The organism is Saccharothrix variisporea (assembly GCF_003634995.1).
GTDB lineage: Bacteria > Actinomycetota > Actinomycetes > Mycobacteriales > Pseudonocardiaceae > Actinosynnema > Actinosynnema variisporeum.
In genome coordinates this window covers 6,046,668-6,061,576 of the sequence record NZ_RBXR01000001.1, presented here as the reverse complement: position 1 = coordinate 6,061,576, position 14,909 = coordinate 6,046,668, and the positions used below count along the sequence as shown (strand labels likewise).

The window sequence follows — 14,909 nt, the reverse complement described above, 5'->3', positions numbered from 1 at the left end:
GTCACACCCCGATCGGGTGCCAGACGGTCTTCGACTCGACGAACGCCCGGATCCGGGACAGGTCCGGCTCGCGGGTGAAGTCCTCGGACGGGCGGGCCCGCAGCACGCGCTTCACCGTGCCCGCCGCCGACTGCTCCAGGTCCGCCCGCAGCGCCTCGGGCGCGCCGGTCAGGTCGAGGGCGTTCACGTCGGCGTGCGAGGCCAGCCACGGCGCGATCTCGGCCGTCCGCCCGGTCAGGACGTTGACCACGCCGCCGGGCAGGTCGGAGGTCGCGAGCACCTCGGACAGGGTCACCGCGGGCAGCGGCCGGTCCTGGGAGGTCACCACGACCGCCGTGTTGCCCGCCGCGATGACCGGCGCGACCACGCTGATCAGGCCCAGCAGCGACGACTGCTGGGGTGCCAGCACCGCCACCACCCCGGTCGGCTCCGGCACGGAGAAGGAGAAGTACGGCCCCGCCACCGGGTTCGACGCGCCCAGCACGGTCGCGATCTTGTCGGTCCACCCGGCGTACCAGACCCAGCGGTCGATCGCCGCGTCCACCAGCGCCTGCGCCTTCTTCACCGCCACGCCCTCGGCCGCGCCGACCTCGGCGATGAACTGCTCCCGCCGGCCCTCCAGCACCTCCGCCACCCGGTACAGCACCTGGCCGCGGTTGTACGCGGTCGCGCCGGACCAGCCCGGGAAGGCCTTGCGGGCGGCGGCAACCGCGTCACGGGCGTCCTTGCGGGACCCCTGCGCCGCGTTGGCCAGGAACGCGCCCTTGGTGTCGGTCACCGGGTACGAGCGCCCGGACTCCGAACGCGGGAACGCGCCCCCGATGTAGAGCTTGTAGGTCTTGGCCACGGAAATCCGCTCAGACATCGAGGTACGCCTCCAGCCCCGTGCGACCGCCTTCGCGGCCGAAGCCCGACTCCTGGTAGCCGCCGAACGGGGCGGTGGGGTCGAAGCGGTTGAACGTGTTGGCCCACACCACGCCGGCGCGCATCTTCTGCGCCGCCCACAGGATGCGCGAGCCCTTCTCGGTCCAGACGCCCGCGGACAGCCCGTACGGCGTGTTGTTCGCCTTGGCCACGGCCTCGTCCGGGGTGCGGAAGGTCAGCACCGACAGCACCGGCCCGAAGATCTCCTCGCGCGCGATCCGCATCGCCTGCGACACGTTGGAGAACACCGTCGGGGCGAAGTAGAAACCCTTGTCCGGCAACGGGCACGACGACGTCCAGCGCTCGGCGCCCTCGGCCTCGCCGGACGCGGTCAGCTCCTGGATCTTCGCCAGCTGCTCGCGCGAGTTGATCGCGCCGATGTCGGTGTTCTTGTCCAGCGGGTCGCCCACGCGCAGCGTCGAGACCCGCACGCGCAGCTTCTCCAGCAGCTCCTCGGCCACGGACTCCTGCACCAGCAGGCGCGAGCCGGCGCAGCACACGTGGCCCTGGTTGAAGAAGATGCCGTTGACGATGCCCTCGACGGCCTGGTCCAGCGGGGCGTCGTCGAACACGATGTTCGCCGCCTTGCCGCCCAGCTCCAGCGTGACCTTCTTGCCCGTGCCCGCGAGCTGCCGCTGGATGATCTTGCCGACCTCGGTGGACCCGGTGAACGCCACCTTGTTCACGTCCGGGTGGTTCACCACGGCCGCGCCGATGTCACCCGCGCCCGGCAGGATGTTGACCACGCCCGGCGGCAGGTCGGCCTGCTGGATGATCTCCGCGAGCACCAACGCGGACAGCGGGGTCGTCTCGGCGGGCTTGAGCACGACGGTGTTGCCGCAGGCCAGGGCCGGTGCGATCTTCCACGCGGCCATGAGCAGCGGGAAGTTCCACGGGATCACCTGGCCGGCCACGCCCAGCGGGCGCGGGTCGGGGCCCAGACCCGCGTAGGCCAGCTTGTCGGCCCAACCCGCGTGGTAGAAGAAGTGCGCGGCGGCCGTGGGGACGTCCACGTCCCGCGATTCCTTGATGGGCTTGCCGTTGTCCAGCGATTCGAGGACGGCCAGCTCGCGCGCCCGTTCCTGGACCAGGCGGGCGATGCGGAAGATGTACTTGGCGCGTTCGGAGCCGGGCATCTTGCCCCACACCCGGTCGTAGGCGCGGCGGGCGGCCTTGACGGCCTTGTCCACGTCGGCGGTCGAGGCCGTGGAGACCTCGGCCAGCACCTCCTCGGTGCCCGGGTTGACGGTCTTCAGCGGCTCACCGCCGCCCTCGACGAACTGACCGTCCACGAACATCCGGTAGTTCGGCTTGAGGTTCGCGATGTCCCGCGACTCGGGCGCGGGCGCGTATTCCCACATGATCAGTCCACCGTCACGTAATCGGGGCCGCTGTAGTGGCCTTCCAACTGGGTGCGCCGCTGCATCAGCAGGTCGTTGAGCAGCGTGGACGCGCCGAACCGGAACAGGTCGGGCGTCAGCCACTCCGGTCCGGCGACCTCGTGCACCGCCACCAGGTACTTGATCGCGTCCTTGGTGCTGCGGATGCCGCCCGCGGGCTTCACGCCGCGCAGCTGCCCGGTCCGGGTGTGCCAGTCGCGCACCGCCTGGAGCATCACGTGCGTCACCGGCAGGGTCGCGGCGGGCGTCACCTTGCCGGTGGAGGTCTTGATGAAGTCGCCGCCCGCGAGCAGGGCGAGCCAGGAGGCGCGGCGGACGTTGTCGTAGGTGGCGAGTTCGCCGGTCTCCAGGATGACCTTGAGGTGCGCGTCCCCGCAGGCGTGCTTGACCTGCACGATCTCGTCGAACACCTGCCCGTAGCGGCCGGACAGGAACGCGCCGCGGTCGATCACCATGTCGATCTCGGTCGCGCCGGCGTCCACGGCGAACGCGGTGTCCTCCAGCTTGACCTTGAGGGAGGACCGGCCGGACGGGAACGCCGTCGCCACCGACGCCACGTTGATGCCGGTGCCCTGGAGCTCCTCGACCGCGGTGGCGACCATGTCCGGGTAGACGCACACGGCGGCCACCTTCGGCACCTCGGGCCGCTCCGGGTCGGGCCGCCGGGCCTTGGCCGCGAGCGACCGCACCTTGCCGGGCGTGTCCGCGCCTTCCAGCGTGGTCAGGTCCACCATCGAGATCGCGGTGTCGATGGCCCACAGCTTGGCGGCCTTCTTGATGCTGCGCGTGCCCAGCCCGGCCGCGCGCTGTTCCACCCCGACCTGGTCGACCCCGGGCAGTCCGTGCAGGAAGCGGCGCAGCGAGGCGTCGTCGCGCACCGCGTCCGCGAGCGCCGGCGGCAGCGACGGCGCAGTCGATGTGGCAGCCATGACCCGAGTCTAGGCGGACTGGCACGCCCGTCCTAAGTGAAGGGGTTTGCGCTGGTCAGCGGTTTTTGTCGGGGGTCGCTCGTACGCTGCGGGCACCGCTGTTCGAGGAGGAGGGCCATGACCACCCTGCCCGACCGGCCCAACACCGCCCTGGTGGTGATCGACGTCCAGAACGGTGTGGTCGCCGGTGCCCACAACCGGGACGACGTGGTGGCCAACATCCGCACACTCGTGGACCAGGCGCGTGCCGAGGACGTGCCGGTCGTGTGGGTGCAGCACTCCGACGACGACCTGCCCAAGGGCAGCGAGCGGTGGGAGTACGTGCCGGAGCTGGTGCGGAACGAGGGCGAGCCGGTGGTGCACAAGCTCTACGGCGACTCGTTCGAGGACACGGACCTGGAGTCGGTCCTGGCCGAACGCGCGGTGGGCAAGCTCGTCGTGGCCGGGGCGCAGACGGACGCGTGCATCCGGTCGACGCTGCACGGGGCCCTGGTGCGCGGCTACGACGCCACCCTGGTGTCCGACGCCCACACAACCGAGGACCTGAGCACGTACGGCGCACCGCCGCCGGCCCAGGTCATCGCGCACACCAACCTGTACTGGAAGTACCAGACCGCCCCCGGCCGGCGCGACGGCACCACCACCACCGAGGAGGCCTTCACGAGCTGACCGACCGGTACCGGTCTCGCTCCAGGGGCCGACCGGCCGGCGCACGGGCCTCGGTGGTCGCCGAGGCACCGCCCGCCTTCCGCTACCGGTGCGACTACGCCTTGAGGTCGGCGTAGCCGGGGTTGATCACGTTCTCGATCAGCGCCTTGCGCTCGTCCAGCGGCAGGAACAGGGCGTCCGCCGCGTCGACCGTGAACCGGTGCAGGTCGTCCCAGCCGAAGCCGAACTGGTCCACCACCACGCCGAACTCGCCCGACATCGAGCAGTCGCTCATCAGGCGGTTGTCGGTGTTGACGGTGACCCGGAACCCGAGGTCCGCCAGCCGCTTGATGGGGTGCTCGGCCAGGGACGCCACCGCGCCGGTCTGGATGTTGGACGTCGGGCACATCTCCAGGGCGATCCGGCGGTCGCGCACGTACGCCGCCAGGTGGCCGACCTGGTCGTCCTTGATGTCCTCGGCGATGCGCACGCCGTGCCCGAGCCGCTCGGCGCCGCAGTGCTGCACCGCGCGCCAGATCGACTCGGGGCCGTCCGCCTCGCCGGCGTGGATGGTGAAGTGGGCGTTCTGCTCGCGCAGGTACTCGAAGGCCGGGAGTTCGCGGTCGGCCGGGAAGCCCAGCTCGGGGCCCGCGATGTCGAAGCCGACGACACCCTGGTCGCGGTACTTGACCACCAGGTCGGCGATGCGCTGCCACCCGTCGTTCTGGCGCATCGCGCACAGCAGGGTGCCGACCTTGATGCGGTTGCCGGACGCGGCTTCGCCCTGGCGGAAGCCCTCCTGCACCGCCTCGACGGCCTGCTCCAGCGACAGTCCCTTCTCGGTGAACAGCTCGGGGGCGTACCGGATCTCGGCGTAGACGACACCGTCGGCGGCGAGGTCCTGCGCGGCCTCGGAGGCGACCCGGACCAGGGCGGCCTCGTCCTGCATGACGCCGCAGGTGTGGGCGAAGCCTTCGAGGTAGCGGACCAGGGAGCCGGAGTTGGCGTTGTCGCGGAACCAGTTGCCCAGCTCGACCGGGTCGGTCGTCGGCAGGCCCTGGTGGCCCGAGGACTCGGCCAGCTCGATCACCGTCTGGGGGCGGAGGCCACCGTCGAGGTGGTCGTGCAGCACGACCTTGGGCGCGCGGCGCAGGGCCTCCGGGGAAAGCGGGGTTGGCATGCCGGTCACCGTACCCGCGCCACACCTTCCACCTCCCGCTACACCACCACCCGCCCGACCACCACCACCCGCCGCCCGCCCGCCGAACCACCACCACCCGCCGGACCACCACGGCCCGCCGCCGCACGACCGCCCGCCCCAGCCACCGCCCGCCGCACGACCGCCCGCCCCAGCCACCGCCCGCCCCAGCCACCGCCCGCCGCAGCCACCGCCGCCCGCCGCAGCCACCGCCGCCCGCCGACCGTCGTCACCTCCCCACCCGCCGCGACACGCCCCGCCCCCACCTCCCACCCCCGATGATCATCTGCGGCTAAGATCACCCTCCACGATCACCCCGAGGTCATCCCGCGTGGCGAGAACCACCCGCTCGGATGGCCCGTCACGTGTTGTGCACTCGTGATGCAGAACTTTCCGCGACCGATCCCCGAGCTTGAGTCACCCTCCCGGCGGATCGTCACCGACCGCGTTCACAGGTGCGCCGCCGGTTACCCCCGAGTAGGGTCGGCCCGCATCACCCGAATGGCCTACGAACCCGTGCCGAAGCGGCAGTTCGAGGCGGTTCGGGTCCGGGGGGTGGTACAGCCGGAGCCCCCGACGCGGTTAGGCTCCCGGAGGTCTCCCCTCCCCTGGACGAAGGCATTCGAAGCCGTGAACGAGAACAACAACTCCACGATGTCCTTCGATCGGATGCGCAACATGCTGACGCGCGCCGCGGAGATCCGTGAGAGCGAACAGCAGCAGATCTTCGATGCACTGGACGAGATCCACGCGCGGATGTCCCCGCTGGAGTCGCTGGGTTCCGTTCGCAAGCGCCTGTCCGAGCTGCCCGACCGCACCGAGGTCAGCGTGCTGGCCGAGCGCCTGGACGAGGCGCTGGCCAAGCTCGAGGCCCAGGACAACGCCGTGCAGGGCATCGGCCGCGCGGTGGACGGGCTGGTCGACAAGCTGGCCAAGCCGTTCGCCCAGCTCGACGGCCGCCTCGACGGGGTCGCGGGCCGGTTCGAGGGTGTCGCGGGCCGGATGGACGGCCTGGAGGACAAGCTCTCGCACATCCACAAGCGGCTCGACGACCTCGAGCTGCACCTGGACAAGCAGGACGGCAAGGTCGAGGCCGTGCCGGGCGCGGTGACCGGTCCCCTGCGGGAGCGGATCGAGGCGCTGGAGGCCGCCCTGCGCGGTCGCCTGGACGAGGTGGACGAGGGCGTGCACGAGCACCTCGACGGCACCCGCGAGGCGCTGGCCCGGTCCGTGGCCGACTCCTCCTCGGCGCTGCACGGCCGTCTGGACGAGACCCGCGACAACCTCAACTCGACGCGAGAGTCCTTCACGTCGTCCCTCCAGCAGACCCGCGAGCAGCTCGCCGGCTCGCTCGCCGAGACCCGCGACGCGCTGGCCGGCTCGGTGGCGGAGACCCGCGACGCGCTCGCCGGTTCCCTGACCGAGACCCGCGACTCGCTGCACGCGGCGCTGGACGACACCCGCAGCACCGTCCACGGCAAGCTGGACGAGGCCCGCGAGGCGCTGCACGCGGCCCTGGACGAGACCCGCGACCAGGTCGACGCGACCGACCGCCTGGAGGCGCTGGCGCAGCGCCTGGAGCAGGTCACCTCGCGCCTGGACACCATGACCACCCGCCTGGACGCGGTCGAGGACGACTTCGCCGCGCGCCTGGGCGAGCTGACCGGCGTGGTGGAGCAGGGCATCGCGAAGGTCGAGGGCACCCTGTCGGCCCGCCCCGACTCCGACTCGCTCGCGCAGATGGTCCGCAAGAGCAACCAGGAGTCGGAGCTGCGCATCGGCGGCCAGCTCGACGAGGCCATGGCGACCTTCGCGGAGCTGATCCTCGGCGGCGGCTCCCCCACCCCGCCCCCGCCGCCCACCGCCCTGCCCCGTCCGCAGCGGCGCACGCGGAAGAACGGTCCGAAGCCGACCGACAACCGCAACGTGGACGACGACGACCTGACCGCCGAAGGCGCCTGACGGGCACCTGATCACGCGGAAAGGCCCGGCCTCCCTGGGAGGGGAGCGGCCGGGCCTTTCGCGTTCGAGCGGTCGGTCCTCAGCCGCGAATCGTGTCGATCACGAGCGGGCGGCCGGCGGGGGCTTCGTCGCCGATCGACCAGCCGCCCTCCAGCGCCGCCAAGGCCGCCGGGACCAGTTCGGGGGTGTCGGTCCGCAGCTCCAACAGCGGCTGCCCCTCCGCCACCCGGTCCCCCGGCTTGGCCAGGCACATCACCCCGGCCCCGGCCTGCACGGCGTCCTCCTTGCGCGCCCGCCCCGCACCCAGACGCCACGCCGCCACACCGACCGCGTAAGCGTCCAAGGACACCAAGTACCCGTCCGAAGGCGCCTCGACGACGTGCTTGTGCGCCCCGACCGGCAGAGGAGCCTCCGGGTCACCGCCCTGCGCCCGGATCATCCGGCACCACACCTCGTAAGCCTCACCACTGGCCAGCACCGCCGCCGGGTCGGCCGAAACACCCGCCCGCGCCAGCATCTCCGCCGCCAGCGCCAAGGTCAGCTCGACCACGTCCGCGGGCCCGGACCCGCGCAGCACGTCCACCGACTCGGCCACCTCGACGGCGTTCCCGACCGCCCGACCCAGCGGCACGTTCATGTCCGTCAGCACCGCCGAGATCGCCAGCCCGTGGTCCACGCCGATCGACACCAGCGCCTGCGCCAGCGCCCGCGCCTGCTCCTCGGTCTTCATGAACGCCCCGGAGCCGACCTTCACGTCCAGCACCAGCGCCTCGGCGCCCTCGGCGATCTTCTTGGACATGATCGAGCTGGCGATCAGCGGGATGGCCTCGACAGTCCCGGTCACGTCCCGCAGCGCGTACAGCTTCTTGTCCGCCGGGGCCAACCCCTCGGTCGCCGCGCAGATCACCGCGCCGACCGAACGCAGCTGCTCGGTGACCTCGTCAACCGACAACTGAGCCCGCCAGCCGGGAATGGACTCCAGCTTGTCCAGCGTGCCGCCGGTGTGCCCGAGGCCCCGACCGGACAGCTGCGGCACGGCCGCGCCGCACGCCGCCACCAGCGGGGCCAACGGCAGGGTGATCTTGTCGCCGACGCCGCCGGTCGAGTGCTTGTCGACGGTGGGGCGGCCGACGTCCAAGGACAAGCGCACGCCGGACTGGACCATCGCCCGCGTCCAGCGCGCGGTTTCGGCGGGGGTCATGCCGTTGAGGAGGATCGCCATGGCCAGCGCCGACATCTGCTCGTCGGCGACGACGCCCTTGGTGTAGGCGTCGACCACCCAGTCGATCTGCTCGTCGGACAGCACACCGCCGTCCCGCTTGGCCCGGATGACGTCGACCGCGGCAAAACTCATGGCAGATCCCCTGGTCCGAAAGCGTCGGGCAGCACGCGGCTCATCGGCAGCACGCCGGAGGGCGTGTCCACCAGGCAGTCCGCGCCGCCCAGTTCGTACAGCACCTGGCGGCAACGCCCGCACGGCATGAGCAGCTCACCGGCACCACTGCGGCACGCCACGGCGACGAACCGGCCGCCGCCGGTGAGCTGCAGCTGGCCGGCCATCGTGCACTCGGCGCACAGGCCCACGCCGTAAGAGGCGTTCTCCACGTTGCAACCCACGACGATCCGACCGTCGTCGCACACCGCCGCCGATCCCACCTGGAGCCCGGAGTACGGGCAGTACGCCGCCTGCGCGGCGGCGACCGCCCGTGCCCTCAGGTCGTCCCAGTCGACGTCAACCACGGCGGTACACCACACCGTCGGCCGCGGGCATCCGCAATCGTTGCGAGGCGACAGCGAGCACGATCAGCGTCACCAGGTGCGGCGCGTAGGTCGTCAGCTCGCTGGGCACCTCGTCCACGCTGTAGTACACCGCGTACAACGCGACCGCCGCGACCAGACCACCGGCCGCCGCGAACCAGCGCCGCCGCACCAACTGCCAGATCACGATCACGGCCAGCAGCAGCACGGCACCGTAGATCAGCGCGAGGAACGTCTTGCCGCCGCTGCGCAGCTGCAACCCGTCCGCGTACCCGAACAGCGCCGCGCCACCCAGCAGGCCACCCGGCCGCCAGTTGCCGAAGATCATCGCCGCGAGGCCGATGAACCCGCGCCCGTTGGTCTGGCCTTCGAGGTAGCCGGGCTGGCCGGGGTTGAGCACCAGCGCCGCGCCACCCATGCCGGCCAGCGCGCCGGACCCGATGACGCCGATGTACTTGTAGAGGTAGACGTTGACGCCCAACGACTCCGCCGCCACCGGGTTCTCGCCGCACGACCGCAGCCGCAGGCCGAACCGGGTCCGCCAGAGCACCAGGTAGCTGCCGATCACCAGGGCCACCGCGAGCATGGTCAGCGGGGACACGCCGGTCACCAGGCCGCGCAGGATGCCCGCCACGTCCGACAGGCCCACCCGCTGCTGCGCCTCCAGCTCACCCAGCCACTCGGACAGCCCGGGCGCGGAGTAGGTGTCGAACTTCGGCACCGACGGCGACTCGCGCGGGTTGTGCGACAGCGGGAAGAAGATCAGCGTGGACAGGTACTTCGTCAGGCCCGCGCCGAGCAGGTTGATCGCCACACCGGACACGATGTGGTTGACGCCGAACGTGACCGTGGCGATGGCGTGCAGCAGACCGCCCAGCGCGCCGAACACGGCCGCCGACAGCAGCGCGGCCCACGGACCCCACTGGTAGCCGGCCCAGGCGGCGCCCCAGGTGCCCATGATCATCATGCCTTCGAGGCCGATGTTCACCACACCCGCGCGCTCGGCCCACAGACCGCCGAGACCCGCCAACAGGATCGGCAGCGCCAGGCGCACGGCGGTCTGGATGGTGCCGGTAGAGGTCAGCTGCGGCACACCGGTCAGGTACGACGTGGTGGACAGCAGGATCACCGCGCCCGCCACACCGATCATGCCCACGGCCCAACCAGGCAGGCGACGAGCCTTGCGCGGCGGCGGAACCGTAGTAGGCGCTTCAGACGGGTTCATCAGCGAAGTGCTCACGCCGCCACCGTCCCCAACTGCTTGCCGACCCGGCGCTGTTCAGCGGCCAGCTCGACCCGGCGGACCACCTCGTACGCGACGACGACCGACAGCACGATCGCACCCTGCATGATCGTCACGATCTCCCTCGGCACGCCGACGTTGTCCAACGCCAGGCCCGACTTGTCCAGGAACGCCCACAGCAGCGCGCCGAACGCGATGCCACCGGGGTGGTTGCGGCCCAGCAGCGCGATCGCGATGCCGGAGAACCCGATGCCCGCCGGGAAGTTCAGGTTGTAGGTGTGGTCGCGGCCCAGGATCTCGGGCATCGACACCAGACCCGCGATGCCGCCGGACAGCAGCATCGCGATCAGCACCATCTTCTTCGCCGACACACCACCGGCCGCCGCCGCGGTCGCGGACTCGCCGGAGGCCTTGAGCTCGAAGCCGAACCGGGTGCGGTTCATCATCACCCAGTAGCCGATGCCCAGCGCGGCGGCCAGGAAGACCAGGCCGAACACCGTGCCCGAGGCCCCGAACGAGATGCCCGGCACCCAGCCGCTCTCGTGGATCTCCGGCGTGCGGATGTTGTTGCCGCGCAGCTCGCCGAAGACGTCCTCGCGGATCAGGTACGCGGCCAGGCCCAGGGCGAGGCCGTTCATCATGATCGTGGAGATGACCTCGTTCACGCCCCGGGTGACCTTGAGGATCGCCGGGATCGCCGCCCACAGCGCGCCGACCAGCGCGGCCACCACGATGATCGCCAGTGCGTGCAGGCCGGGCGGCAGGGCGAAGGAGCCGCCGAACACCGCCGCGACCACGGCGGCCACGCGGTACTGGCCCTCGACGCCGATGTTGAACAGGTTCATCTGGAACCCGATGGCCACCGCGAGCGCCGCGATGTAGTACGTGCCGGTGCTGTTGATGATGTCGACGGCGGTGGTGCCCTCGCCGACCTGGGACACCATCGCCCCGAACGCCTTCGCCGGGTTCGCGCCCGACACCACCAGGGCGATCCCGCACAGCAGTGCGGAGAACAGGATCGCCAGGGCGGGCGGCAGCAGCTTGCCGCGCAAGAGTCCCATCTACTCGCCTTCCACTTCCGCGCCCGGCACGGCGGCCACCGCGGGGCTCGTGGCGCCCGCGCCGGTCATCGCGCTGCCGAGGTCCTCCGGGGTGACCGTGCTCGGGTCGGCGTCGGCGACCAGCCGGCCGCGCAGCATGACCTTGATCGTGTCGGACAGGCCGATCAGCTCGTCCAGGTCCGCCGAGATCAGCAGCACGGCCAGGCCCGCGGCGCGGGCGCGCTTGATCTCGTCCCAGATCAGCGCCTGCGCGCCGACGTCCACGCCCCGCGTCGGGTGCGACGCGATGAGCAGCACCGGGTCGCCGGACAGCTCGCGGCCCACCACGAGCTTCTGCTGGTTGCCGCCGGACAGCGCGGCGGCGGGCACGTCGATGCCGGGGGTGCGGACGTCGAACTCGTCGACGATCCGCTGGGTGTCCTTCTTCGCGCCCGCGAGGTCGAGCCACTGGCCCTTGGACACCGGGGTGCGGGTCTGGTAGCCCAGGATCCGGTTGGCCCACAGCGGTTGCGTGAGCAGCAGGCCCTGGCGGTGGCGGTCCTCGGGAACGTACCCGATGCCGGCTTCGCGGCGGGCCAGCGTGCCGAGCTTGGTCAGGTCGCGGTCGCCGAGCAGCACGCGGCCGTGGTGGGCCTTGCGCATGCCCATGATCGTCTCGACCAGCTCGGTCTGGCCGTTGCCCTCGACGCCCGCGATACCGACGATCTCGCCCGAGCGCACCACCAGGTCGATGCCGTCGAGCACCGGCCGGGTGCCCTCCTCGGCGACCAGGCCCAGGTTCTCCACCTTGAGGACCACCTGGTCGGTGACCGTGGACTCACGGGTCTCCGGGCTGGGCAGCTCGCTGCCGACCATCATCTCGGCGAGCTGGCGGGAGCTGACCGTCTTCGGGTCGGCCGTGCCGACCGTGGTGCCGCGCCGGATCACCGTGACGGAGTCGGCGATCGCGCGCACCTCGTCCAGCTTGTGCGAGATGAACAGGAACGTGAAGCCCTGCTGCTGCATGCCGCGCAGGGTGGTGAACAGCTCGTCCACCTCCTGCGGCACCAGCACCGCCGTGGGCTCGTCCAGGATGATCACCTTGGCGCCCCGGTAGAGCACCTTGAGGATCTCCACGCGCTGCCGGTCGGCGACGCCGAGCCGTTCGACCAGGACGCCGGGGTCGACGGTCAGGCCGGTGGACTTCGCCAGGTCCTGGATGACCTTGCGGGCCTTGCCGCCGATGCCGTGCAGGGACTCCGCGCCCAGGACGACGTTCTCCTGCACGGTGAGGTTGTCGGCGAGCATGAAGTGCTGGTGCACCATGCCGATGCCGGCCTTGATCGCGTCCGCCGGGGTGCGGAAGCGGACGGGCTTGCCGTCGACCTCGATCGTGCCCTCGTCGGGCTGCTGCATCCCGTACAGGATCTTCATCAGCGTGGACTTGCCCGCGCCGTTCTCACCGCACAGCGCGTGCACTTCGCCGGCCCGCACGGTCAGGTGCACGTCGCTGTTGGCGACCACGCCGGGGAACCGCTTCGTGATGCCCGACAGCACGACGGCGGGCGTGCCGGCGTCGGTGGCGGCAGGGGTGCTAGTGCTCATTCAGGCTCCTAAAACCACGCAATGGGCCTCGCGAGTGGGTGCTCGCGAGGCCCATGCGCACGGCGAGGATCAGCTCGTCGGCTTGTCCGAGACCTTGATCTTGCCCTCGATGATCTGGGCCTTGTAGCCCTCCAGGACCGCCTTCAGGTCGTTGTCGATCTTGCCACCGGAGGTGGCGTAGCCGACGCCGTCGACCTTCAGGTCGAAGACCTTCGGCAGGCTCGCGAGGTCGTTCTTGGCGACCGCCTTGACGAAGTCGTACACGGCGACGTCGACGCGCTTGAGCATGGACGAGATGATCACGTCCTTGGACTCGGCGACGGTGGCCTGGTTGTACTGGTCGGAGTCCACGCCGATGGCCTTGACGTTGGCCGACTTCGCGGCGGAGAAGACACCCTTGCCGGAGGCGCCGGCGGCGTGGTAGAGCACGTCCGCACCCGCCTCGATCTGGCCCTTCGCGGCCTCCTGGCCCTTGGTCGGGTCCTGGAAACCGGTGAAGTCGCCGGCCGGCGTCAGGTACTTCTTCTCGATCTTGATGTCCGGCGCGGCGGTCTTGGCGCCCTGCTCGAAGCCCGCGTCGAACTTGCCGATCAGCGGGATCTTCACGCCGCCGACGAAGCCCACGTGGCAGGTCTTCGACTGGTAGGCGGCGATGACGCCGGCCAGGAACGAGCCCTGCTCCTCGGCGAACACCAGCGGGGTCACGTTCGGGGCACCGTCGACGACGCCGTCCACGATCGCGAACTTGACGTTCGGGAACTCGGGCGCGACGACCTTCAGCGACTCGGCGTAGGCGAAGCCGACACCGACGATCGGGTTGTAGCCCTCGCTCGCGAGCTGGCGCAGGCGGGTCTGCTTGGCGTCCTCCGCCTCGTTCGGGGCGGCGGTCAGCTCCTTGACCTCCTTGATGCCCAGCTCGGACTTGGCCTTGTCCAGGCCCGCAGCGGCGGAGTCGTTGAACGACGCGTCGCCCCGGCCGCCGATGTCGTAGGCCAGACCGACCTTGAGGGCGCTGCCGTCCACCTTGTCCCCGGCGGAACTGCTGCTCGACGTCCCGGTGGACGCGGCCGGCTTGTCCGCCAGCTTGCACCCACCCGACGCGTTGTTGGTCGACCCGGTCCCGGTGCCACCGTTGTCCTTCGCACAGGCGGCCATCGACAGAACGCTGGTCAGCGCGATCGCGGCCACCGCGATGCCACGCATTCGACGACGCACGGCTCGTCTCCCTCCCTGCTCCCAGAGCAGACAATCCCGACTGCGTTGTCGGGTTCCGAGTGGCGAACCGTACCCCGTGGTAATGACCCTCGCGCACGTGGCGGCCCGCACGTGACCTAATCGTTGGTGCTGCCGGGTGACTCCGCCACTCGACGTGATCACGCGGTGTCGTTCCGTTGATCTCGGATACTCAGCGTGACGAGTTGAACCGTTTTTAGCGGGATCCCGTAGTCGCCTCGAACGCCGGCCGCCGCGGCGCACCCGACCCGCTCGGGTTTTGCGCCATTGCGCGGACGACCGGGCGGGCGACTAGGCGCTTTTGCATTTCGGAATTTCCACGCTCTTTACCGCGCGGTACTCGCGGAAGTGAGCCCGATCGTGCCGCTCGCACACCCGTTGGTGGCGCGTTGGGAGCGCGTTGGCGGGGCGCGGTGGACTCCAGGCTGCACCGGTATCCACCCCAGGAGGCAGCCTTGGACCCCCGCGCTTGGCTCGACGACTACGAGTCGCGGATCGCCGACCTGCAACGCAAGTCCGCCGACCTGCAGGAGAACTTCGCCGCCGCCAACGGCCGCGCCACCAGCAACGACGGGCAGGTCACGGTCACGGTCGGGCCCAACGGGGCGTTGCTGAACCTGGAGCTGGGGCACCGGGCCTGCGACCTCGGGCCCGCGCGGTTGACCGCGGTGATCCTGGAGACCGCCCGGTCCGCGCAGAAGGTGGCCGCCGCCAAGGTCGTGGAGGCGTTCGAGCCGCTCGGGGCGAACACCGAGGCCATGCAGTTCGTCCTCGACTCCATCGCGGCGCACGACGAGCCCGAAGAGGCCGACGACGACGCCTACGACCCGGAACCCGAGCCCGAGCCGGAACCGCAGCGCGTCCCGCACCGGCCGCAGCCGGTCGCGGCGCCGCAGCGGCCCGTGCGGCGCGCGGCCCGGGACGACGACGAAGACGACGACAACCAGCCCTGGTGACCTAGGAAGGCCA

The 14,909-nt window shown here is 71.0% G+C and carries 14 protein-coding genes; 3 read left to right on the top strand and 11 right to left on the bottom strand.

The features are described from left to right. Position 1: 1 nt before the first annotated feature. From DFJ66_RS27615 to deoC, 3 genes are read right to left on the bottom strand one after another with little or no spacing between them, the layout of a single operon-like run. Positions 2–865, bottom strand: coding sequence for an aldehyde dehydrogenase family protein (locus DFJ66_RS27615; protein WP_121225222.1), 864 nt, complete (start codon positions 863–865; stop codon positions 2–4). Continuing rightward, entirely contained in the window at positions 858–2,291 is a 1,434-nt protein-coding gene (locus tag DFJ66_RS27610; RefSeq protein ID WP_121231822.1) for an aldehyde dehydrogenase family protein, read from the bottom strand. The genes DFJ66_RS27615 and DFJ66_RS27610 overlap by 8 nt, the downstream gene beginning before the upstream one ends. Beyond that, entirely contained in the window at positions 2,288–3,253 is a 966-nt protein-coding gene (gene deoC, locus DFJ66_RS27605; protein ID WP_121225220.1) for a deoxyribose-phosphate aldolase, read from the bottom strand. Before deoC ends, DFJ66_RS27610 begins: the two co-directional genes overlap by 4 nt. Before the next feature lie 117 nt (positions 3,254–3,370). On the opposite strand from deoC, the gene DFJ66_RS27600 reads away from it, so the two are divergent. Further along, positions 3,371–3,922 (top strand): cysteine hydrolase family protein, encoded by a 552-nt coding sequence (locus DFJ66_RS27600; RefSeq protein WP_121225218.1) that lies wholly within the window; start codon positions 3,371–3,373, stop codon positions 3,920–3,922. A 94-nt stretch (positions 3,923–4,016) separates the two neighbouring features. Here the strand turns inward: DFJ66_RS27600 and DFJ66_RS27595 are convergent, their stop codons facing one another. Both DFJ66_RS27595 and DFJ66_RS43645 read right to left on the bottom strand, forming a co-directional pair. Continuing rightward, the gene (locus tag DFJ66_RS27595; RefSeq protein WP_121231820.1) at positions 4,017–5,081 is read right to left on the bottom strand and encodes an adenosine deaminase; all 1,065 of its coding nucleotides are present in this window, start codon (positions 5,079–5,081) and stop codon (positions 4,017–4,019) included. A gap of 38 nt (positions 5,082–5,119) precedes the next feature. Beyond that, a complete protein-coding gene (locus DFJ66_RS43645; protein ID WP_211351344.1) occupies positions 5,120–5,332 on the bottom strand; it encodes a hypothetical protein in 213 nt (70 codons plus the stop codon). Positions 5,333–5,768: 436 nt separating this feature from the next. Between DFJ66_RS43645 and DFJ66_RS27585 the strand changes: the two genes are divergently transcribed. Further along, entirely contained in the window at positions 5,769–7,061 is a 1,293-nt protein-coding gene (locus DFJ66_RS27585) for a hypothetical protein (RefSeq protein WP_397556341.1), read from the top strand. A gap of 79 nt (positions 7,062–7,140) precedes the next feature. Here the strand turns inward: DFJ66_RS27585 and DFJ66_RS27580 are convergent, their stop codons facing one another. From DFJ66_RS27580 to DFJ66_RS27555, 6 genes are all read right to left on the bottom strand, one after another. After that, positions 7,141–8,415: a thymidine phosphorylase gene (locus DFJ66_RS27580; RefSeq protein ID WP_121225214.1), complete on the bottom strand. Its 1,275-nt coding sequence runs from the start codon at positions 8,413–8,415 to the stop codon at positions 7,141–7,143. Then, positions 8,412–8,801 (bottom strand): cytidine deaminase, encoded by a 390-nt coding sequence (locus DFJ66_RS27575; RefSeq protein WP_121225212.1) that lies wholly within the window; start codon positions 8,799–8,801, stop codon positions 8,412–8,414. The genes DFJ66_RS27580 and DFJ66_RS27575 overlap by 4 nt, the downstream gene beginning before the upstream one ends. Continuing rightward, entirely contained in the window at positions 8,794–10,059 is a 1,266-nt protein-coding gene (locus DFJ66_RS27570; RefSeq protein ID WP_397556340.1) for an ABC transporter permease, read from the bottom strand. Before DFJ66_RS27570 ends, DFJ66_RS27575 begins: the two co-directional genes overlap by 8 nt. After that, positions 10,056–11,123, bottom strand: coding sequence for an ABC transporter permease (locus DFJ66_RS27565; RefSeq protein ID WP_121225210.1), 1,068 nt, complete (start codon positions 11,121–11,123; stop codon positions 10,056–10,058). The genes DFJ66_RS27570 and DFJ66_RS27565 overlap by 4 nt, the downstream gene beginning before the upstream one ends. Further along, on the bottom strand, positions 11,124–12,707 hold the full coding sequence (locus tag DFJ66_RS27560) for an ABC transporter ATP-binding protein (RefSeq protein ID WP_121225208.1): 1,584 nt from the start codon (positions 12,705–12,707) through the stop codon (positions 11,124–11,126). It lies immediately after the preceding gene. Between the two features lie 69 nt (positions 12,708–12,776). Beyond that, positions 12,777–13,910 carry a BMP family lipoprotein gene (locus tag DFJ66_RS27555; protein ID WP_121225206.1) on the bottom strand — a complete coding sequence of 378 codons (1,134 nt, stop codon included), beginning with the start codon at positions 13,908–13,910 and terminating at the stop codon, positions 12,777–12,779. Between the two features lie 485 nt (positions 13,911–14,395). Between DFJ66_RS27555 and DFJ66_RS27550 the strand changes: the two genes are divergently transcribed. Continuing rightward, positions 14,396–14,896, top strand: a complete 501-nt coding sequence (locus DFJ66_RS27550) for a YbaB/EbfC family nucleoid-associated protein (RefSeq protein WP_121225204.1) — start codon at positions 14,396–14,398, stop codon at positions 14,894–14,896. Positions 14,897–14,909 lie beyond the last annotated feature (13 nt).